Below are 19,844 nucleotides of genomic sequence, written 5' to 3' on the forward strand. Positions count from 1 at the left end.
GATAAGTCAACATCGGATCGCTATGCTCTCCGTGTTTCCTTTATCTCAGTCGAAGCGCTCCAGTCCATATGCCGATAGACGGGCGCCTTACGCTTTTCTTATTAGGGGGATGTAAATTGAAAGGCCGAGTTTTTGTAATTGGATTGGGATTAATTGGGGGCTCTTTAGCTCTTTGTATTAAAAAGGAGCATGAAGATGCAATAATTGTGGGGTTTGATATTAATAAGGAACAGTCTAGGTTGGCCAAAATTCTGGGAGTCATTGATGAAATTGCCGAAAATATCGATGAGGGTGTAATCGATGCCAATTTAATCATTATTGCCGCCCCTGTAAACGAGACGAAAGAGATTCTCCAGTTACTAGCTAAACTGCCACTTAATCCAGAGGTAATTATAACCGATACAGGCAGCACAAAAAGTAGAATTGTCGAAAGTACTGCTAGCTTGAAGCATTGGGGAATCACTTTTATTGGCGGTCACCCAATGGCTGGTTCGCATAAAAGTGGTGTTTCCGCTGCAAAAGAAATATTATTTGAAAATGCATTTTATCTGTTAACTCCGGAAGATCATATCGATAAAAAGAAAGTTGAATTATTAAAAGACTGGTTACGTGGGACAAATGCAAAGTTTTTGACAATTACACCTGGAAATCATGACTATCTTACAGGGATAGTCAGCCATTTTCCCCATATCATTGCTGCCTCCATTGTCCGACAAACAGAAAAGCTTTCAGAAGCAGAAAGTCTCATTCCACGCCTGGCAGCAGGAGGATTTAGGGATATAACAAGAATTGCCTCAAGCAGCCCGGAAATGTGGAAGGATATTTTGCTGCACAATCGAGAAGTATTAATTGAACTATTAAATCAATGGCAGGAAGAAATGAATGGTGTTAAAACACTATTGGAAAAGGAAAATAGTGCAGCAATTTTTAATTATTTTAACCAGGCAAAGCAATTTCGTGACGGTTTGCCAATGAAAGAAAAAGGAGCAATCCCTGCATTTTATGATTTGTATGTTGATGTACCTGATTACCCTGGTGTCATTTCTGAAATAACTGGGTATTTAGCGAAAGAAAAGATTAGCATAACAAACATTCGCATTCTCGAAACAAGAGAAGATATAAATGGAGTTTTAGTCATAAGTTTTCAAACGGAAGAGGATCGGCATAAAGCCGAACGTTGTATTAGTACCTATTCCAGTTATTCCACATCTATCGGTTCCTAAAATGAGTTTAAATAAAAGGTGATATTATATGACGTCATTAACACTGAAAACAAACATAAATCGTTTATTAGGTGAAATAACAATTCCAGGAGATAAATCTATCTCGCACAGGTCCGTTATGTTTGGTTCCATCGCTTATGGTGAAACAAGGGTAACTAATTTCCTTCCAGGTGATGATTGTTTAAGTACGATATCGTGTTTTCGAAAGCTTGGGGTAACAATAGAGGAAAGCGACAATGAGCTTCGTATTATAGGTAAAGGATTCGAGGGATTAACAGAACCTGATGAAGTTTTGGATGTCGGCAATTCTGGAACGACAATTCGTTTATTAATGGGGATTCTGGCTGGAATACCTTATTTCTCATCACTTGTTGGGGATGAATCAATCGGAAAAAGGCCAATGACTAGGGTAACGATCCCGTTGACTAAAATGGGTGCAAAAATTGATGGTCGAAATAACGGTGCCTTCACGCCCCTATCCATTCGTGGAACGAGGTTATCACCGATCAACTATCAACTACCTGTTGCTAGTGCACAGGTGAAGTCAGCTTTACTCTTAGCAGGGCTGCAAGCGGATGGGGAAAGTACGATAATCGAGCCTGCTGAAACTCGGGATCATACAGAAAGAATGATCCGTATGTTTGGGGGAGAAATTCACAAGGATAACCAAATGATTACCGTTAATGGTGGACAAAAGCTGAAAGCAGCCACGATTCATGTACCTGGTGATATCTCCTCAGCTGCTTTTTTTCTTGTCGCTGGTGCGATTATTCCTGAAAGTGAAGTCATCTTGAAGAATGTAGGACTGAACCCAACCAGAACAGGGATTATTGAGGTAATGAAGCAGATGGGTGCTGATTTACAAATTGTTCAAAAGGATGATAACTCATTTGAACCATTTGGAGATCTCATTATTAAAACCTCTGAATTAAAGGGAACTGTCGTTGAAGGAGATTTAATCCCAAAACTCATAGATGAAATCCCAATCATTGCCTTACTGGCAACCCAAGCTGAGGGAAAAACAATTATTAGAGATGCAGAAGAATTAAAGGTAAAGGAAACAAATCGAATTGATTCCGTTGTTCATGAACTAAGAAAATTAGGGGCAAGGATTGATGCCACTGAAGATGGGATGATTATCTACGGAAAATCTACGCTTCATGGTGGTACCGTTTCTAGTCAAGGCGACCACAGGATTGGGATGATGTTGGCAATCGCTGCACTGCTTTCTGACGGAGAGATCTGTCTTGAAAAACCTGAAGCCATCTCTGTTTCATATCCAAATTTCTTTACCCATTTAAATAGCCTTATTCGCTAAAAGCTGCATTCCATTGCAGCTTTTCCTTTTTATAAATGAATTCAAAGTCATAGTTTTATGATTTATTGCATAGCTTGTCTTAAAGACGAGAATTGGGTGATAGGAATGTATATCATTGAATATGCCAATATCCTTAAAAACAAGCAGCTAACAGCATGTTCCCTATTAATAGACGAAGACAGGATAGCAAGGATTGAATCATGTTTTAATCATTACAGGCTAATGAAAATGAATGTTGACCCATTTATCATGACCCCGACATATGTCCTTTTTAATTCGAAAATTCCGCTTAACGAGTCTTTTCCAGAATTGAAAAAATATTTGATTGAACATTTTTTGTTGAAAGGTTGCACCACCTTATTCACTTATGTTGATGTTTCCTATGAAAATAAGTTAACTGAAAAAATCAGTGAAATGAAAACAGCTTTAATAAGCAGTCCAATTGACTTTGTCATTGCTGTGAAAATCCCGGTCCGCCTCCTTACACCATCGTTAATAAGAAGTTGTAAGAAGGAAAAAATTCCTGCGATATTTGTTGAATTGGATAACCAGGGAGAGCTGGAGAAAATACCGTGGGGATGGATAAGAGAAGCACTATTCCCCTACAATTGTCCCTTAATTCCCTTAATTTCTTTTTCGCAGAAGAAGGAAGCGAGGGACGTTTTGTCGAAATGGAAAGGTATCATGGTAAAAGAAAAAATTCCTGCTATTTATGAGGAAATTGAAGAAAAACAGCCATTGCCTGTTACTGTATTAAATAAAGTTGGTTTATTTCCTCAAAAAGCAAGTCTCATGCAGGGTGCTGAATTAAGCTATAATCTATATGTAAAAGGAAGAGAAATCAATAATGTTGATGAAGTGAAATTATTTCATTATCATGGTGATAGACTTGTAGTTACAGTTCACAAAGGAAAAATTGTACGTTCAGGGAATCAGGTTTTATTTAAACCTGGATTTGGAAAAAATGTTGAGGTCCGAACCCCATCATATTTTTCTTTGTAAATCAAGGTCGGGAAGAGGTAAGAGCCAATGGATAGGGTAAATAAGATTATTAACATGTTAGAAAATGGCCAACATAAAGAAGCCATTAATGAATATAATGTTGTATTAAAAAGCGGCAATCATGAAGAAATGTTTCTCCTTGGAGAAGAATTGTACCAATTTGGATTTTTAGATGAAGCTAAGGTTTTGGTGGATAACCTATTAGAAATATACCCTGAAGAGGGCGAGCTTCTTGTCTTATTAGGTGAAATATTAGTGGAGGCAGGGGAAGAAGAAGAAGCCATTCTTGTCCTTGAAAGAATTTCAGAACAGGATGCAAATTTTGGCCAGTCTTTACTGCTGCTCGCTGACCTTTATCAACTCCAAGGTCTTTATGAAGTTTGTGAAAGGAAGCTTTTGAAGGCAAAAGAAATATTGCCGGATGAAGTCATTATTGATTTTGCTTTAGGGGAGCTTTTCAGCGAACAAGGTGAAATAGCTAAGGCAATGAATGCATATGAAGTGGTTTTAAGGGAAGAAAATGAAATGGCAGGTGTAAATATTCACGGGCGGATGGCTGACTTGTTAAGTGCTTCAGGAGCTTTTGAGGAAGCGCTGATCTATTATGAAAAAGCCCTCGCTGAAAAATTAGAGATCAACACGCTTTTTGGCTATGCTTTTACAGCGCTTCAGGCAGGCTATAATCGAACTGCCATTGAAAAGTTCAATGAATTAAAAGAGCTTGACCCAGAATACCATTCACTCTATTTACACATTGCCAAGGCCTATGAACGGGAAGATGAACTTGAAAATAGTTTACACTCGATTAAAGAAGGCATAAAACAAGATGAATTTAATAAAGAATTATTCTTCTACGGTGGGAAAATGGCATTAAAGCTTGGAAAAGAAACGGAAGCGGAACAGTATTTCCGGGAAGCCCTTGCCGTAGATCCGGGATTTGCAGAAGCAGCGATCACTTTAAATAAGCTCTTTTTCCAGCAGGAGAGATATGAGGATGTCATTGATTTAATATCGCAGCTGGATATTACGGAAGATGAAGAACCACAGTTTTTATGGGATTCTGCCTTAAGCTTTCAAAGATTAGAAGAATTTTCATACGCATTAGACAAATATGAAAGTGCATATACTTTTTTTAAGAATAATGAGGCATTTTTGCATGATTACGGATATTTTCTAATTGAAGAAGGAAAAACCGACCGAGCTGCCGAAATTTTTAAACAACTGATTATTGACGATCCAACAAACGATGAGTATTTAGATTTGCTCGAACGTCTTACCGACTTGAAAGATTAAATAAGCTGATAATGCAGAGGAGGGAAACTATCATGGCAACCCCTGTTTCTGTCAACGAGAAGAAGGACTTTATTCGCTGGTTTTTAAATCATTATCAATTAAAGAGAAGAGAATGTGTTTGGATTCTTAATTATTTAATGAGCCACGATCAACTTATGGAAAAAGTTCATTTTGTGGAGCAAGCACAATATTGTCCCCGTGGTTTGATTATGTCGACACATTGTGTGGATAAAGTGCCATTTCGTTTTTATAAAGAAAATGTAATGACAACTGATGCTGAAAAATCTTTTCATGATATCCGCTTAAATCGGGAAGAGGATATTTTTATTCAATTAAACTTTCATGCCGCTAATCAGGCACACCAGTATGTTTTTGTTCTTGAGGAAAATCCATTCGTTCCGAAGCATCTGCAGGTAAATGAAAAGGATGGGGTTATAGCAGAACAATTACTACAAAACAGTATTGAACGCTTTCAACGTGAAAAGCTGCTTCAATTAATCGATGAAGCGCTTGATAAACAAGATCGACAGGCGTTTCAACTGTTGACAGAAAAATTAAATAAACTAAAGACGACTGAACAAAAAGGAAGTATGCGTTAAGCAGACTTCCTTTTGCTTTGAACAAGGGACAGAGCACCCATTTATAAATGACCTTATCCAAATTTAACGAAAAGTATCCATTTTCAAGACGAATTAACTGAAGTTCGTCTCTTTTCACACCACCTTTATAAAGCAAGGGAGAATATTATTAAAATTCTTATTTATCTTTTATTGTTTTGGGAGATAATGATATGATAGGAATAGTGAATGCAAAAGGTTGGTGGAAAAATGAAATGGATACCTCAAGATGTTGAGACTTACTTGAATGCTAAGGAGTATGTGGACACGGCTGTAATACCGATTTATTCGGTTTCAGTAGGAGGTGATATGAAGCAATCAGCTGCCATGGCAGAATTTATCACACTATTAACAAGTCATTTAGAAAGACAATTTACGGGAAGACTTTTATTATTTCCTCCGTTTACTTACTTAAAAGTTGAAAAAACTGAAAAAGTATTAGGCGATTTACAGATTTGGGAAGAAAACATTGTAAACAGTGAGTTTAAACACATATTTTACATAACAACTGAAATCGAATGGAGGACACATGAAAATGAGGTAGACGGTTCGTTAATTTGGCTTCCATCACTTCCACTTGAGAATATGAGTGATTCGCAAAAAATGGAGATGATTGATAGTCAAGTTAAACAACTTTTAATTCTCTTTACGCAAAAATGGCATGAAAATGGGTAAAACTATCCCTATTACTTGTTTTTAAAATAGTATGATATTGACCTTGCTTGAAGATTGATATATCATTGTTATGTCCTAGTTTTATATGTGTTTTATTAATGTCCGCTGGACTTAACTTCGTGAATAGAGGGGGGGATAAGCATGAGTAAAGAGCGTGTTTCAAGACGTCAATTCTTAAGTTACACTTTAACAGGTGTAGGCGGCTTTATGGCAGCCGGAATGTTAATGCCAATGGTGCGTTTTGCTGTGGATCCAGTTTTAAAGGCTGAGGCGGGCGGAGATTTTATTGCAACAAAGCAAAAGGTTTCTGAGTTAACGGCTGAACCGGTTCGGGTTGACTTTACCTTCAAGCAAAAGGATGCATGGTATGAGTCTGAGGTTACCAGTACGGCTTGGGTTTATCGTGATGATAAGACAGATAAAATTGTTGCTCTGTCACCTGTTTGTAAGCATTTAGGTTGTACAGTTAACTGGAATACCGATAAGGAACATCCAAACCAATTCTTCTGTCCATGCCATTATGGCCGTTATACAAAGGATGGAACAAACATTAAAGGTACACCGCCACTAGCACCGCTTGATGAATATCCATTTAAGGAAAAGGATGGTTACCTTTATTTAGGTAAAGCAAAACCACGGAAGGGGGCGTAATCATTGTTAAACAAAATTTACGATTGGGTAGATGAACGTTTAGATATTACGCCTTTGTGGCGCGATATCGCAGACCATGAAGTACCTGAGCATGTAAACCCAGCGCATCACTTTTCAGCGTTTGTATATTGCTTTGGCGGTCTGACATTCTTCGTTACAGTCATTCAAATTCTTTCCGGTATGTTTTTAACCATGTACTATGTGCCGGATATTAAAAATGCATGGGAATCTGTTTATTATCTGCAAAATGAGGTTGCTTTTGGACAAATTGTTCGTGGAATGCATCACTGGGGTGCAAGTTTAGTACTTGTCATGATGTTCTTACATACGTTACGGGTCTTTTTCCAAGGTGCCTATAAAAAACCTCGTGAGTTAAACTGGATTGTCGGAGTACTTATTTTCTTCGTCATGCTTGGTTTAGGTTTTACCGGTTATTTATTACCTTGGGATATGAAAGCGCTGTTCGCAACAAAAGTAGGTCTGCAAATTGCGGAGGCTACACCGTTCATTGGGACCTATGTCAAAGTCTTACTTGCTGGTCATGAACATATTGTTGGTGCTCAAACATTGACCCGTTTCTTTGCCATCCACGTGTTCTTTTTGCCAGCAGTATTATTTGGGTTAATGGCAGCGCACTTCATTATGATTCGTAAACAAGGTATTTCAGGACCGCTTTAAAATCGGTTCTAAACTGTAAGTTATTTCTAATCTTTACGGAAAAAGGAGGGGGATTACTCAATGCATCGCGGTAAAGGTATGAAGTTCGTCGGCGACTCACGTGTGTTAGCGCCTGAATCACGGAAGACGATGCTTCCGAAAGATTATTCAGAATACCCTGGAAAAACAGAAGCATTCTGGCCTAATTTCCTTTTGAAAGAATGGATGATAGGTGCTGTATTTCTAGTTGGCTATTTATGTTTAACGGTTGCACATCCGGCTCCGCTTGAAAGAATTGCGGATCCAACTGATACAGGTTATATTCCATTACCAGACTGGTATTTCTTGTTCTTGTATCAATTGCTGAAATATACATTTGCCTCAGGTCCCTATACAGTAATCGGTGCAATGATTATACCGGGACTCGCATTCGGGGGGTTATTATTAGCTCCGTTCCTTGATCGTGGACCGGAACGCCGTCCAATGAAGCGTCCGCTTGCGACAGGATTTATGCTTTTGGCATTAGCTTCAATTGTATTTTTAACTTGGCAATCTGTTGCAACTCATGACTGGGCGGCTGCTGAACGTCAAGGTAAAATTGTTGCAAAAGTAGATATTGATAAGACAAGTGACGGCTACAAAATCGCTAGTGATAATACATGTATTACCTGCCATGGTGATAATCTTCAAGGTGGACCTGGTGCACCTTCATTAATCGGCACTGGATTATCAGCCGATGAAGTGGCGAAGATTGCAAAAGATGGTAAGGGCGGTAAGATGCCAGCGGGAATTTTTAAAGGTGATGCAGATCAGCTTAAACAGCTGTCTGAATTTATCTCAGGTCTTGGAAAGAAATAATTTCATTATTAAAAGCTGACGGAATACGTCAGCTTTTAATAATGAAAAGATAAAGTCTTTTAAAAAGAAGAAGAAAAGGGGAGTTTTTGTGCGCTTTATTTATCCTCTCTTGGCTAATCGTTCTATGCTTATACTCTTACTTATCGTAAATATTGCCGGAACAGCTTACGGGTTTTACTGGTATGGATCGCAGTTAAAAGAGACACCAGCTAAATTCCTTATTTTTGTTCCTGATAGTCCTACTGCTAGTTTATTTTTTGTTTTTGTCTTGATTGCATTTTTATTGAAGAAAAACTGGCCATTAATCGAAGCTCTCGCGATTGTAACGCTATTTAAATATGGGATTTGGGCCGTTGTCATGAATATTCTTGTCTATTTTGTCAAAGGAGAATTGGATTGGATCAGCTATATGTTAATATTCTCTCATTTTGCTATGGCGGTCCAAGGATTATTGTATGCCCCATTTTACCGTTTTAAATGGTGGCATTTAATTGTAACGGCTATTTGGACGTTGCATAATGATGTCATTGATTATGTTTTCTTCATGTTACCTAGTTATCATATGCTTGATCGCTATATACCACAAATTGGCTATTTTACCTTCTGGCTTTCAATTCTTTCAATTGGTCTTGCTTATTATTTTTCAATTCGTTCTAATAGGTTTAAATTAGAAATTAAATAATCATGTTTCTCTAAATGATGGTCTAACCTTGTCCTATCCTACATACATTTTATTAGTAATGAAAGGGGGGACAAGGATTGAAAATCAAATGGTTTCTATTATTTGCAATTATCATTATGCTTACTCCCATACCTGCCTTCGCCGAACAGCCATCTCCCATGGAAAGGCTAGATGATATTTCAGATGAAGCTCTCCAAATGGTGAAGTTTCATAGATATGAAGATGCTAAAAAAATGCTTGATTATTTTTCTGACCAGTTCACGAGCATTACTGGAAATGAAAAGCCCTTAACCTTGGACGAAGTCAGAATTGTTCACACCTCACATGATGAGGCGATGGAAGCAGCAGTGAGCCCTACAATGAAATATGAAGAAAGAATCAATAAATTAACTAAATTCCGTCTTGTTATTGATGCAATTGCAACAAATCATCAACCCTTATGGACAGAAATGGAAGATCAAATCATGACTGCCTTTCATCAGGCAAAGGATGCAGCCATTAATGGTGATACGCCCCATTTTCATAGCAACTTCAATACTTTTTTATCTTTATATAATGTCATTTATCCAAGTATGAAAATTGATGTTCCTGTAGAAAATATTCAGAGATTAGATGCTCGAATTGACTTTATTAATGAGTATCGTTCCCAAATTGTTAAAGACTCAAAAAGCCAACAGGAACTTGATGCCCTGGATACTGATTTAAAAAATCTTTTTGCAAATATGGAAGAGGACCAAGCGGACCCTTCCATATGGTGGGTTATCATCTCTACTGGGAGTATTATTATCATGACATTATCCTATGTTGGCTGGCGCAAGTACCAAGGTGACAAAGCGATGAGAAAAGATCGATCCAGAGATCAAAAAGATTGACTAGTCTAATTGGCTTTACTAAAATGAATAACATCATGAGCTGATTAGGAGGATTCACATGGTTTACCTTATTTATTTTGCAATGATCGTATTAATCCCTCTATGGGCACAAATGAAAGTGAAAAATACCTTTGCTCGATATTCTCGGGTAGCATCATCAGCCTCTCTTAGAGGTTCGGAGGTAGCAAGGAAAATGCTAAATGCTAATGGCCTCTCCCATGTTAGCGTCGAAGAGGGTCGTGGCTTTTTAAGTGACCACTATGATCCAAGAACCAAGACGGTTAAATTGTCACCTGAAAATTTTCACGGGCATTCGATTGCCGCTGCAGCTGTAGCTGCCCATGAATGCGGACATGCCATCCAGGATTCAGAGGACTACAGTTTCTTACGATTCCGTCATGCTTTAGTTCCGGTAGCTAATATTGGTTCAAATCTTTCATGGGTTTTTATAATGATTGGGATGTTTGCTCATTTGAGTGGAATGCTGTTACTAGGAATTATTTTTATGGCTGCTGCTGTCCTTTTTCAAATTATCACGCTGCCAGTTGAACTTAATGCATCGAATCGGGCGATGGATCAAATTGTTTCCTTGGGATTAGTCGGTAATAGAGAAGATAGAGAAGCTAGAAAGGTTTTAAATGCTGCTGCCCTTACGTATGTTGCTGCGACCGCAGTAGCAGTTTTAGAATTATTAAGGTTTGTCCTAATGTTTACGGGAATGAATAGAAATGATGATTAAAGTAAGAAAAGCAATGTCCGCCAATGGACATTGCTTTTCTTATAGTATAAGGATTTATTACATTGGACTTCGAGAAATGTCCATCTCCAGGCGCCTTACGCTTTTCTACCCTATAGGCATTTTATTTTCGTCAAGTGTGAAGCCTTCTCCATGAACATCATGAACAATGGAAATCGAAATAAATGCATGAGGGTCTACAGAGGTTATTAAATTTTTTAAGCGCATAATTTCGTTTTTGGCGACAACGCAATATAAAACTTCACGCTCACTTTTTGTGTATGAACCATATCCTCTTAGAGCTGTTACTCCGCGTTCCATGTCATCCATAATTTTTTTTGCTATCTGTTCATTTTTCTCAGAAATAATCATTGCACCCCGGGCAGAATATGCACCTTCCTGCATGAAATCAATCACTCTAGCTCCGACGAAAACAGCCACAAGTGTATACATAGCTTCTTTATAATTCAGATATGTAAACAATGAAAGTGCAATAACAACTGCATCAAATATGAACATTGTTTTTCCCATATTCCAACCTACATATTTTTGGACAAGTCTTGCAATTATATCTACTCCACCTGTTGTCCCTCCAAAACGGAAGATAATCCCTAAGCCTATGCCAGTGAATACACCAGCAAATAATGCGGCTAAGGTTAAATCACTTTGAAGCGGCATGTCTATCGGGAAACGCTGAAAAATCCATAAAAAAATCGAGACCCCGACAGTTCCGAAAATTGTATATAAGAAAGCGTTTCTTCCTAATATTTTCCATCCTATAAAAAATAGTGGAATATTAAGTAGCAGGTTTGTATAAGAAGGATCCCAGTTGATCAAGAAATAAAAAATCAATGTAATTCCTGTGAACCCTCCTTCGGCTAGTTTATTCTGCATATTAAAATTGACTAGACCAAACGACATAATGGCTGCACCTAATAGGATAAACAGAATGTTCTTTACTTTTAGGCCAAAAATCATTAACATTCCTCCTCTTCCCAATATTGCTCTCCTATGGCGGTATTTATTATAGCGAATTAATATCGTTAGGGCAATGAGATTAGAAAAAGAAGAGATAGAAACGAAAACATTTGTAAATCAGCGCTAATTTAGCTAACATAAACATGAATAAAAACATTACTAAAGTCAAATTGGTCATAGGGAGAAGGAGAGGTGAATTGAAAATGGCTGTACAGAAGTCGATAAAGGAACTGCAGGCTGAAGTAGATACATACATAAGTCAATTTAAAGAAGGATATTTCAGTCCGTTAGCAATGCTTGCAAGATTAACTGAGGAACTAGGGGAATTAGCTAGGGAAGTAAACCATTATTATGGTGAGAAGCCTAAGAAATCTAGCGAAACAGAGAAGGCCATTGAAGAAGAACTTGGAGATCTTCTGTTTGTACTGATTTGCATGGCAAATGCCTTAAACATTGATTTGGAAGAAGCTCATGATTATGTCATGAATAAATTTAATACGAGGGACAAAGACCGTTGGACAAGAATTGAGCAGGAGTGAAGATAATGAGTGAGATTAAAATTATCATTGCCGGGCCAAGGGGACGGATGGGCAGTGAAGCGGTAAAGCTAGTAACCACGACAGAACAATTTAAGCTTGTAGCTGTCCTTGATCATAAATATGGTGGAATGATGTTAAGTGATGTAGCAGGGTTTCAAACTATTTCGAATGTGCCTATTTATACTAATATTGAAAATTGCCTTCAAGAGGAAGAAGCAGATGTATTAATAGATTTAACGACACCTGAAGTAGGAATGTACCACGCTAAAGCAGCGCTCGAACATAATGTTCGCCCAGTTGTAGGAACGACAGGCTTTACGAAAGAAAATTTAGCTGAGTTGGAACGTCTTAGTTATGAAAAAGAATTAGGTTGTATCATTGCACCTAACTTTGCTATTGGGGCGGTACTGATGATGAAATTTTCGCAGCTTGCAGCAAAATATTTTTATGATGTAGAAATTATCGAAATGCATCATGACCAAAAACTGGATGCCCCGTCCGGAACGGCAGTAAAAACAGCTGAGCTGATCTCAGATGTACGAGAAACAAAAAAACAGGGTCATCCAAATGAAAAAGAAACAATAGACGGTGCAAGAGGGGCTGATTATGATGGAATGCATATTCATTCTGTTCGTTTGCCAGGACTCATCGCCCATCAGCAGGTTTTATTTGGCTCAGATGGGCAAACATTAACAATTCGTCATGATTCCTACAATCGTGCCTCCTTTATGTCAGGTGTAAAAATAGCAGTCGAAACCGTAATGATGCAAAATAATTTTGTTTACGGACTTGAAAATATTTTAGATTAGGAGCCAAATTATGAATATTGCTTTGATTGCCCATGATAAAAAGAAAAATGACCTTGTACAATTTGTAACTGCCTATCAGGAAATATTTAAGAAACATACACTTTTTGCAACTGGAACAACTGGCTTACGTATTAATGAAGCAACGGGGTTAACCGTTACTCGCTTCCAATCCGGTCCACTTGGTGGTGACCAACAAATTGGTGCCAAGATTGCGAAAAATCAAATGGATGCGATTTTCTTTTTCCGCGATCCGCTAACAGCTCAGCCGCATGAACCGGATGTGACGGCTTTAGTAAGACTTTGTGATGTATATGCTGTTCCACTCGCTACCAATATGGGTACGGCTGAATTATTAATACGAGGTTTAGAACTTGGCTTAATTGATTGGAGAAATATTGTCAAAGTGAATGGTGAAGGAAATGAAGGATAAACATTTACATATTCTTGCATTTGGTGCACATGCCGATGATGTGGAAATTGGCATGGCAGGTACAATTGCAAAACTAGCTTCAGAAGGAAAACGGATCGGCATTTGTGATTTAACAGATGCTGACCTTTCCTCCAATGGAAATGTACCATTAAGGAAAGCAGAAGCGAGGCATGCTGCTGAAATTTTAGGAGTCTCTTTTCGGACTTCTCTAGCACTACCTGATAGAGGGTTATTTTTAAATGATGAATTCATAAGAAAGATTGCCGGCATCATTCGAATCTATAAGCCACAGGTTGTGTTTGCCCCCTATTTTGAGGATCGCCATCCTGATCATGGGAACTGTGCCCGTCTTGTTGAGGAGGCGGTTTTTTCTGCGGGAATAAAAAAATATCAAACAGAAGAAGGTAACGAACCCCATCGAGTAGAAAAATTGTTTTTTTATATGATTAATGGTTTCCACAAACCAGATTTCACCACCGATATTACCTTATTTATGGACAAAAAGCTGGCAGCGTTACGTGCCTACAAAAGCCAATTTGAACAAACAGACGATAGCGTTGATACACCGCTTGTCAATGGCTATATTGAAACAGTCGAAGCCAGGGAAAGAATGTTTGGTAAATTGGTTGGCGTTACTTATGCAGAAGGCTTCAAAACAAAAGTACCAATCCTTTTGAAGCGAGATTTGATGGGAGACTAACTATGCGGAAACTAAAAATTGGGATTACCTGCTATCCAACCGTGGGTGGATCTGGTGTAGTAGCAACAGAGTTAGGGAAAATGCTGGCGGAAAAGGGGCATGAAATTCATTTTATCTCTTCAAGCATTCCCTTTAGGCTTAATAAAATGTATCATAACATCTATTACCATCAGGTCGAAGTGAATCAATATTCTGTTTTTCAGTACCCTCCTTATGACATTGCACTGGCAAGTAAAATGGCAGAGGTAGCAAATCGGGAAAAATTAGATATTCTCCATGTCCATTACGCGATTCCTCACGCGGTATGTGCAATATTAGCGAAACAAATGAGCCATAGGGATATAAAAATAGTCACGACTTTACACGGTACCGATATAACGGTTTTAGGATATGATCCATCACTAACAGACGCAATTAAATTCGGCATTGAAAAATCCGATATTGTCACGGCTGTTTCAAATGCATTAGTCAATCAAACCTATGAGCTAATCAATCCTGATAAACAAATTGAAACTGTTTATAATTTTATTGACGACCGAATCTACCATAAAAGGGATGGCCGTTCTTTAAAGGCGGAATTTGAGATTAAAGATGATGAGAAAGTAGTTATCCATGTTTCAAATTTCCGATCCGTTAAACGGGTCCAGGATGTGGTGAAAACCTTTGCGAAAATTTCTGCCACTATGCCGGCAAAGTTGTTATTAGTGGGTGACGGACCTGAAATAACCTTAGTTTGTAAACTAGTAAGACAACTCTCCATAGAGGATCAGGTCATATTCCTTGGAAAGCAAGAGAACCTTGAGGAATTGTATTCCATTAGTGATTTGATGCTGTTACTTTCGGAAAAGGAAAGCTTTGGTCTAGTGGCTTTAGAGGCAATGGCGTGTGGAGTACCTTGTATTGGGACAAATGTTGGCGGAATACCAGAAGTTATTTTGCATGGAGAAACAGGTTTTATTTGTGAAGTAGGAGACATAGAAGATATTTCAAATAAAGCAATTGCTCTGTTAAATAATCAACATACTCATCAACAATTTTCTGCGCTATCAGTGGAAACGGTTAGAACAAAATTCAAAGCAGATAAAATTGTTGAACAATATGAACAAATATATTTTAAGTTAATGAATCTAGGTGAAGTATGATGATAGAACCATTTTTATCAGCCCTTCCCGTTTTAGAAAGATTAGAGGATGCTGGCTTTGAAGCCTATTTTGTAGGCGGGTCGGTCAGAGACTACCTTTTAAAAAAGAAAATTAGCGATGTGGATATTGCTACATCAGCGACTCCAGTTGAAGTGAAAGAGATATTTTCCAAAACTGTCGATATTGGGATTGAACATGGAACGGTTCTCGTCTTGTATAATCAGGAATCGTATGAAATTACTACATTTAGAACGGAAGCCGAATATCAGGATTATAGAAGGCCAAAAGAAGTTGCCTTTATTCGTAATCTTAAAGACGACCTTAAGCGCAGAGATTTTTCGATGAATGCAATTGCGATGGACAAAAATGGAAAACTTATTGACCCTTTTAATGGGCAATTAGCAATAAAGGATAAATTGATTCAAACAGTTGGCAGGGCGGAGGATCGTTTCGGTGAAGATGCGTTAAGAATGATGAGAGCGGTTCGTTTTGTAAGCCAGCTCTCTTTTTCCATCGAAAATGATACGCAAACGGCATTAACCAATCATATTGATTTACTTGAAAATATTGCTGTTGAAAGAAAAAAAGTAGAGTTTGAAAAACTTCTTATTGGCAATAATCGAAGAATAGCCTTAAAGATGATCCTAGATACTAATTTATTTCTCTATCTACCCGGTTTGAATAACTATAAACAGGAGTTAGAACAATTACAGAACTTTCAGTACGAAAGTCTTAATAAAAAAGAAATGTGGTCGCTGTTGCTCTTTGGTATCGATATAAAAGAAAAATCAATCGAAACATTTTTAAGAGATTGGCGCATGCCGATAAAAGAAATTAGAGAAATTCAACAAACTCTGTTTTCTCTGAAAAAAAGACTTCAGCAAGAATGGTCCATTTATGATTTATATAATGCAGGTTATGACAACATCTTATCCGCTGAAAAGCTGTATTTGGTTATTACCAGGATAAAAGAATCGGATTCAATTAAGCACTGGTTAAACTTGTACGAGAAATTGCCAATCAAGTATCTCTCTGACATGAATGTCACAGGAAACGATTTGATGAAATGGCTAAATAAAAGTGGCGGTCCTTGGCTGAAAGACACGTTATTGAAAATAGAAAGAGCGATAGTAGAAGGAAAATTGGAGAATAATAAACAAAAGATTAAGGAGTGGCTAATGGCGTGCAGTCCGAAATAAGGAAAGAATTGCTCGATGCTTTTACCAATGCTGGTGATGTCTATTTATCAGGGCAGCATCTCGCTGATTTAATTGGCTGCTCAAGGACAGCTGTTTGGAAACATATCGAGGAATTAAGGAAAGAAGGCTTTGAATTAGAAGCAGTTAGAAATAAAGGCTATCGTATTCTTAAAACACCGGAAAAAATAACTGCAGATGAAATTAGACTTGGCTTAACAACGGAACTTATTGGCAGGAATATCCACTATGAAGAAAGTGTTGAATCAACACAAAAACTTGCCCATCACTTCGCGTCTGAGGATGTACCAGAAGGAACCGTTATTATTGCGGAGGAACAAAGGTCTGGGAAAGGACGAATGAGCAGAAAATGGCATTCACCAAAATATACAGGGATTTGGATGAGCTTGATTCTTAGACCGAATATACCGCTTCATAATGCCCCACAATTGACCCTTTTAACTGCTGTTGCCATAGTTCAGGCGATGGAAGAGATAACCGGCCTTCATCCAGTCATTAAATGGCCGAATGATATTTTACTGAATGGAAAAAAGGTTACCGGAATTTTAACAGAACTGCAAGCAGAAGCGGACAGAATCCATTCCATTATTATTGGTATGGGCATTAATGTCAACCAACGGAAAGAGGAGTTTCCAATTGAACTTCAGGAAATTGCCAGTTCACTGTCGATTGAAAAAGGGGAGACAATTTCTCGTGCAGCTCTAATCAGAAGTATTTTCAAACATTTCGAAAAATTGTATTCGCTATATTTAGAAAAGGGTTTTTTTCCGATTAAGCTTCTATGGGAAGGCTATGCCGTCAGTATCGGCAAAGTTCTTAAAGCCAGAACGTTAACAAATGTAATTGAAGGAACAGCACTAGGAATCACAGATGAAGGTGTTTTGAAAATAGAGGACCAATCTGGTGTGATCCACCATGTTTATTCAGCTGATATCGAATTATAAACCGTGTCGGTAAGATTATTAATTCTTGCAAGAAGCTTGTACTTTTTGTATGATAATTTCATTGGGCAGTATCCCTAGGAACTGCACCGCTTTGCCATAATAATAAAAAAGGTTTCTGCCTAGATCCGTTTTACGGACCGGGACAGAGGGATGGAACACGTACAAGGGTAACATTAGATCCTCTGCCATCAGAAGGGTCTTTTTATTTGCTCTTAGAATTCGTTTTATCCCCTCTCCCATATTAAAAGGAGGGAAAAAGATGAAGCAAACAACAGATTTTTTGAAAATGAAGGAAAGAAATGAAAAGATTGTCATGTTAACGGCCTACGATTATCCTTCTGCCAAACAAGCAGAACAGGGGGGAGTGGATGTTATTTTAGTCGGCGACTCTCTTGGAATGGTTGTATTAGGTTACGATTCCACCATTCCAGTGACGCTAGAAGACATGATTCATCACACGAAAGCTGTTAAACGTGGAGCAAAAGATACATTTATTGTCGCTGATATGCCTTTTTTGACCTACCATTTATCAGTTAAAGATACATTACAAAATGCCGGCAGGCTCATTCAAGAAACGGGGGCGCATGCGGTCAAGCTTGAAGGTGCGGATGAAGTGATTGAAAAAATAACAGCACTGACAAAAGCAGGTATTCCTGTTTGTGCCCATCTTGGCTTAACGCCGCAATCAGTTGGCGTCTTGGGTGGATATAAGGTCCAAGGCAAAGATGCCCTTGCTGCAAAAAAATTACTGAAAGATGCTAAAAAATGTGAAGAGGCTGGTTCTTTTGCTGTTGTTCTTGAGTGTGTACCGAAGCAGCTTGCTGAGGAAGTTGCAAAAAGTGTATCTATTCCTGTCATTGGAATCGGAGCGGGAGTAGCTGTAGATGGCCAAGTTCTTGTTTATCATGATATTTTAGGCTATGGAGTAGAACGGGTACCTAAATTCGTGAAACAATATCATTCTGTCAATCCGTTTATGGTTGAATCGATTCAAGCTTTTACAGACGATGTAAGAACTGAACAATTTCCGGAAGAAAAACACACGTTTACAATGAAGGAACAGGAACTCAAGGTACTATATGGAGGCAAGGAATGAAGATTTTTACAGCGATTAAGGACATACAGACAGAAATATTGAAACAAAAGAGTTTAGGAAAGTCCATCGGCTTTGTGCCAACAATGGGATTTCTGCATGAAGGTCATTTGACACTAATAAATAAAGCAAGACAAGCCAATGATATTGTTGTTTTAAGTATTTTTGTTAATCCATTACAGTTTGGACCGAATGAAGATTTTTCTACTTATCCCCGCGACTTTGAACGTGACAGTGCCTTAGCGGAATCTGAGGAAGTTGATTTCCTTTTTTACCCATCTGTAGAAGAAATGTATCCAAACGAACCATCCATCAAATTGATTGTGCAGAAACGTACCGACGTATTATGCGGGAAATCACGCCCAGGGCATTTCGATGGTGTCGTAACAGTCGTTAGCAAACTATTTCATATCATATTGCCAACAAGAGCTTATTTTGGGAAAAAGGACGCTCAGCAAGTGGCTGTTATAGAAGGGTTAATTTCTGATTTGAATTTCCCGATTGAGCTTATAGCAGTAGATATTGTTCGTGAAAAGGATGGCCTTGCGAAGAGCTCTCGTAACGTCTATCTCTTACCTGAAGAAAGACAGCAAGCGGTCGTGCTATATAAAAGCCTGAATGCTGCTAAGGCGGCCATTGATCAAGGAGAACGAAATTCAGCTAGATTAATGGGCATGGTACATGAAATGATTACTAGCGAGTCAATCGGGAAAATAGATTATGTTGAAATTTTGACTTATCCGCGTTTAAAGCCTTTGGAAAAATTAGAGGGTCGCATTATTATTGCTCTTGCCGTAAAATTTACAAGGGTTCGTTTAATTGATAATTTAATTGTTGACATTAACTAAACATAAGAAAAAAGACAACTGGGGAGGAATTCTTTTGTTTCGTACCATGATGAACGGGAAAATCCACCGTGCAACGGTTACAGAGGCTAATTTAAATTATGTTGGCAGTATTACCATAGATGAGGATATTATTGATGCTGTCGGAATGACAGCGAATGAAAAGGTGCAGATTGTAAACAATAATAACGGGGCACGTCTTGAAACCTATATTATTCCTGGCGAAAGAGGAAGCGGTGTTGTTTGTTTAAATGGTGCTGCAGCCCGACTTGTCCAGGAGGGGGATATTGTGATCATTATTTCCTATGCACTTGTAGCAGAAGAAAAGGTACCGGCTCATACTCCAAAAGTAGCGATTATGGATGAAAACAATCGTATTAAAGAACTTATACATGCAGAACCTGCACTTACGATTTTGTAGGGGTCCCCGATTTTCGGGGATTTTTCTTTTTTAAGGAACTTTCAAAAAATGTTTGTAAAATAGTAACGATATTATGGTTATATTCGAGTAGGAATGTTTTCTTTTTTCCCTTTTTGTGATACCGTTTAATGAACGAAGTTTC

23 protein-coding genes are annotated in these 19,844 nt (G+C 38.1%); 22 read left to right on the forward strand and 1 reads right to left on the reverse strand.

The window, feature by feature from the left end; all coding sequences use genetic code 11:
* Positions 1–116: 116 nt before the first annotated feature.
* From RTR43_RS23105 to RTR43_RS23160, 12 genes are all read left to right on the forward strand, one after another.
* Positions 117–1,223, forward strand: coding sequence for a prephenate dehydrogenase (locus tag RTR43_RS23105; protein ID WP_312475765.1), 1,107 nt, complete (start codon positions 117–119; stop codon positions 1,221–1,223).
* A 28-nt stretch (positions 1,224–1,251) separates the two neighbouring features.
* Entirely contained in the window at positions 1,252–2,541 is a 1,290-nt protein-coding gene (gene aroA, locus RTR43_RS23110) for a 3-phosphoshikimate 1-carboxyvinyltransferase (protein WP_312475766.1), read from the forward strand.
* Positions 2,542–2,646: 105 nt separating this feature from the next.
* Entirely contained in the window at positions 2,647–3,543 is an 897-nt protein-coding gene (locus tag RTR43_RS23115) for a hypothetical protein (protein ID WP_312475768.1), read from the forward strand.
* Positions 3,544–3,570: 27 nt separating this feature from the next.
* A complete protein-coding gene (locus RTR43_RS23120) occupies positions 3,571–4,836 on the forward strand; it encodes a tetratricopeptide repeat protein (RefSeq protein ID WP_312475770.1) in 1,266 nt (421 codons plus the stop codon).
* 32 nt (positions 4,837–4,868) lie between these two features.
* Complete coding sequence (locus RTR43_RS23125; RefSeq protein WP_312475772.1) at positions 4,869–5,435, forward strand: ReoY family proteolytic degradation factor; 567 nt, start codon at positions 4,869–4,871, stop codon at positions 5,433–5,435.
* 207 nt (positions 5,436–5,642) lie between these two features.
* Complete coding sequence (locus RTR43_RS23130) at positions 5,643–6,128, forward strand: YpiF family protein (RefSeq protein WP_312475774.1); 486 nt, start codon at positions 5,643–5,645, stop codon at positions 6,126–6,128.
* 141 nt (positions 6,129–6,269) lie between these two features.
* On the forward strand, positions 6,270–6,779 hold the full coding sequence (locus RTR43_RS23135; RefSeq protein ID WP_312475776.1) for a QcrA and Rieske domain-containing protein: 510 nt from the start codon (positions 6,270–6,272) through the stop codon (positions 6,777–6,779).
* A 3-nt stretch (positions 6,780–6,782) separates the two neighbouring features.
* The gene (gene qcrB, locus RTR43_RS23140; RefSeq protein WP_312475777.1) at positions 6,783–7,457 is read left to right on the forward strand and encodes a menaquinol-cytochrome c reductase cytochrome b subunit; all 675 of its coding nucleotides are present in this window, start codon (positions 6,783–6,785) and stop codon (positions 7,455–7,457) included.
* A gap of 60 nt (positions 7,458–7,517) precedes the next feature.
* Positions 7,518–8,294 (forward strand): menaquinol-cytochrome c reductase cytochrome b/c subunit, encoded by a 777-nt coding sequence (locus RTR43_RS23145; RefSeq protein ID WP_312475779.1) that lies wholly within the window; start codon positions 7,518–7,520, stop codon positions 8,292–8,294.
* Positions 8,295–8,382: 88 nt separating this feature from the next.
* Positions 8,383–8,976, forward strand: coding sequence for a lipoprotein heptaprenylglyceryl N-acetyltransferase LhaT (gene lhaT / locus RTR43_RS23150; RefSeq protein ID WP_312475781.1), 594 nt, complete (start codon positions 8,383–8,385; stop codon positions 8,974–8,976).
* A gap of 77 nt (positions 8,977–9,053) precedes the next feature.
* A complete protein-coding gene (ypjB, locus tag RTR43_RS23155; protein ID WP_312475785.1) occupies positions 9,054–9,848 on the forward strand; it encodes a sporulation protein YpjB in 795 nt (264 codons plus the stop codon).
* A gap of 58 nt (positions 9,849–9,906) precedes the next feature.
* Complete coding sequence (locus RTR43_RS23160) at positions 9,907–10,587, forward strand: zinc metallopeptidase (RefSeq protein ID WP_312475787.1); 681 nt, start codon at positions 9,907–9,909, stop codon at positions 10,585–10,587.
* Between the two features lie 105 nt (positions 10,588–10,692).
* Here the strand turns inward: RTR43_RS23160 and RTR43_RS23165 are convergent, their stop codons facing one another.
* Positions 10,693–11,562 (reverse strand): YitT family protein, encoded by an 870-nt coding sequence (locus RTR43_RS23165; protein WP_312475789.1) that lies wholly within the window; start codon positions 11,560–11,562, stop codon positions 10,693–10,695.
* A gap of 203 nt (positions 11,563–11,765) precedes the next feature.
* Here RTR43_RS23165 and RTR43_RS23170 point away from each other — a divergent pair, with 203 nt between their 5' ends.
* From RTR43_RS23170 to panD, 10 genes are all read left to right on the forward strand, one after another.
* Positions 11,766–12,101 (forward strand): nucleotide pyrophosphohydrolase, encoded by a 336-nt coding sequence (locus RTR43_RS23170; RefSeq protein WP_312475791.1) that lies wholly within the window; start codon positions 11,766–11,768, stop codon positions 12,099–12,101.
* 5 nt (positions 12,102–12,106) lie between these two features.
* On the forward strand, positions 12,107–12,910 hold the full coding sequence (dapB, locus tag RTR43_RS23175; RefSeq protein ID WP_312475793.1) for a 4-hydroxy-tetrahydrodipicolinate reductase: 804 nt from the start codon (positions 12,107–12,109) through the stop codon (positions 12,908–12,910).
* 10 nt (positions 12,911–12,920) lie between these two features.
* Positions 12,921–13,340, forward strand: a complete 420-nt coding sequence (gene mgsA / locus RTR43_RS23180; RefSeq protein WP_312475795.1) for a methylglyoxal synthase — start codon at positions 12,921–12,923, stop codon at positions 13,338–13,340.
* Positions 13,330–14,040: a bacillithiol biosynthesis deacetylase BshB1 gene (gene bshB1, locus RTR43_RS23185; protein ID WP_312475797.1), complete on the forward strand. Its 711-nt coding sequence runs from the start codon at positions 13,330–13,332 to the stop codon at positions 14,038–14,040. The genes mgsA and bshB1 overlap by 11 nt, the downstream gene beginning before the upstream one ends.
* A gap of 2 nt (positions 14,041–14,042) precedes the next feature.
* Entirely contained in the window at positions 14,043–15,182 is a 1,140-nt protein-coding gene (gene bshA, locus RTR43_RS23190) for an N-acetyl-alpha-D-glucosaminyl L-malate synthase BshA (protein ID WP_312475799.1), read from the forward strand.
* Positions 15,179–16,381, forward strand: a complete 1,203-nt coding sequence (locus RTR43_RS23195; RefSeq protein WP_312475802.1) for a CCA tRNA nucleotidyltransferase — start codon at positions 15,179–15,181, stop codon at positions 16,379–16,381. Before bshA ends, RTR43_RS23195 begins: the two co-directional genes overlap by 4 nt.
* The gene (locus RTR43_RS23200; RefSeq protein WP_248736037.1) at positions 16,366–17,343 is read left to right on the forward strand and encodes a biotin--[acetyl-CoA-carboxylase] ligase; all 978 of its coding nucleotides are present in this window, start codon (positions 16,366–16,368) and stop codon (positions 17,341–17,343) included. The genes RTR43_RS23195 and RTR43_RS23200 overlap by 16 nt, the downstream gene beginning before the upstream one ends.
* Positions 17,344–17,602: 259 nt before the next feature.
* Positions 17,603–18,439: a 3-methyl-2-oxobutanoate hydroxymethyltransferase gene (gene panB / locus RTR43_RS23205; protein ID WP_312475807.1), complete on the forward strand. Its 837-nt coding sequence runs from the start codon at positions 17,603–17,605 to the stop codon at positions 18,437–18,439.
* Complete coding sequence (gene panC, locus RTR43_RS23210) at positions 18,436–19,284, forward strand: pantoate--beta-alanine ligase (protein WP_312475811.1); 849 nt, start codon at positions 18,436–18,438, stop codon at positions 19,282–19,284. Before panB ends, panC begins: the two co-directional genes overlap by 4 nt.
* A gap of 34 nt (positions 19,285–19,318) precedes the next feature.
* Complete coding sequence (gene panD / locus RTR43_RS23215; RefSeq protein ID WP_312475813.1) at positions 19,319–19,702, forward strand: aspartate 1-decarboxylase; 384 nt, start codon at positions 19,319–19,321, stop codon at positions 19,700–19,702.
* Positions 19,703–19,844: the final 142 nt, after the last annotated feature.

It is taken from the genome of Neobacillus sp. (assembly GCF_031988165.1).
Taxonomy (GTDB): Bacteria; Bacillota; Bacilli; order Bacillales; family Cytobacillaceae; genus Neobacillus; species Neobacillus rhizosphaerae.

Coding starts and splice junctions, on each gene's coding strand:
- aroA (WP_312475766.1), top strand. CDS start 1,252: ATGACGTCATTAACACTGAAAACAAACATAAATCGTTTATTAGGTGAA.
- RTR43_RS23115 (WP_312475768.1), top strand. CDS start 2,647: ATGTATATCATTGAATATGCCAATATCCTTAAAAACAAGCAGCTAACA.
- RTR43_RS23120 (WP_312475770.1), top strand. CDS start 3,571: ATGGATAGGGTAAATAAGATTATTAACATGTTAGAAAATGGCCAACAT.
- RTR43_RS23125 (WP_312475772.1), top strand. CDS start 4,869: ATGGCAACCCCTGTTTCTGTCAACGAGAAGAAGGACTTTATTCGCTGG.
- RTR43_RS23130 (WP_312475774.1), top strand. CDS start 5,643: ATGCAAAAGGTTGGTGGAAAAATGAAATGGATACCTCAAGATGTTGAG.
- RTR43_RS23135 (WP_312475776.1), top strand. CDS start 6,270: ATGAGTAAAGAGCGTGTTTCAAGACGTCAATTCTTAAGTTACACTTTA.
- RTR43_RS23145 (WP_312475779.1), top strand. CDS start 7,518: ATGCATCGCGGTAAAGGTATGAAGTTCGTCGGCGACTCACGTGTGTTA.
- RTR43_RS23160 (WP_312475787.1), top strand. CDS start 9,907: ATGGTTTACCTTATTTATTTTGCAATGATCGTATTAATCCCTCTATGG.
- RTR43_RS23165 (WP_312475789.1), bottom strand. CDS start 11,562: ATGATTTTTGGCCTAAAAGTAAAGAACATTCTGTTTATCCTATTAGGT.
- RTR43_RS23170 (WP_312475791.1), top strand. CDS start 11,766: ATGGCTGTACAGAAGTCGATAAAGGAACTGCAGGCTGAAGTAGATACA.
- dapB (WP_312475793.1), top strand. CDS start 12,107: ATGAGTGAGATTAAAATTATCATTGCCGGGCCAAGGGGACGGATGGGC.
- mgsA (WP_312475795.1), top strand. CDS start 12,921: ATGAATATTGCTTTGATTGCCCATGATAAAAAGAAAAATGACCTTGTA.
- bshB1 (WP_312475797.1), top strand. CDS start 13,330: ATGAAGGATAAACATTTACATATTCTTGCATTTGGTGCACATGCCGAT.
- bshA (WP_312475799.1), top strand. CDS start 14,043: ATGCGGAAACTAAAAATTGGGATTACCTGCTATCCAACCGTGGGTGGA.
- RTR43_RS23195 (WP_312475802.1), top strand. CDS start 15,179: ATGATGATAGAACCATTTTTATCAGCCCTTCCCGTTTTAGAAAGATTA.
- panB (WP_312475807.1), top strand. CDS start 17,603: ATGAAGCAAACAACAGATTTTTTGAAAATGAAGGAAAGAAATGAAAAG.
- panC (WP_312475811.1), top strand. CDS start 18,436: ATGAAGATTTTTACAGCGATTAAGGACATACAGACAGAAATATTGAAA.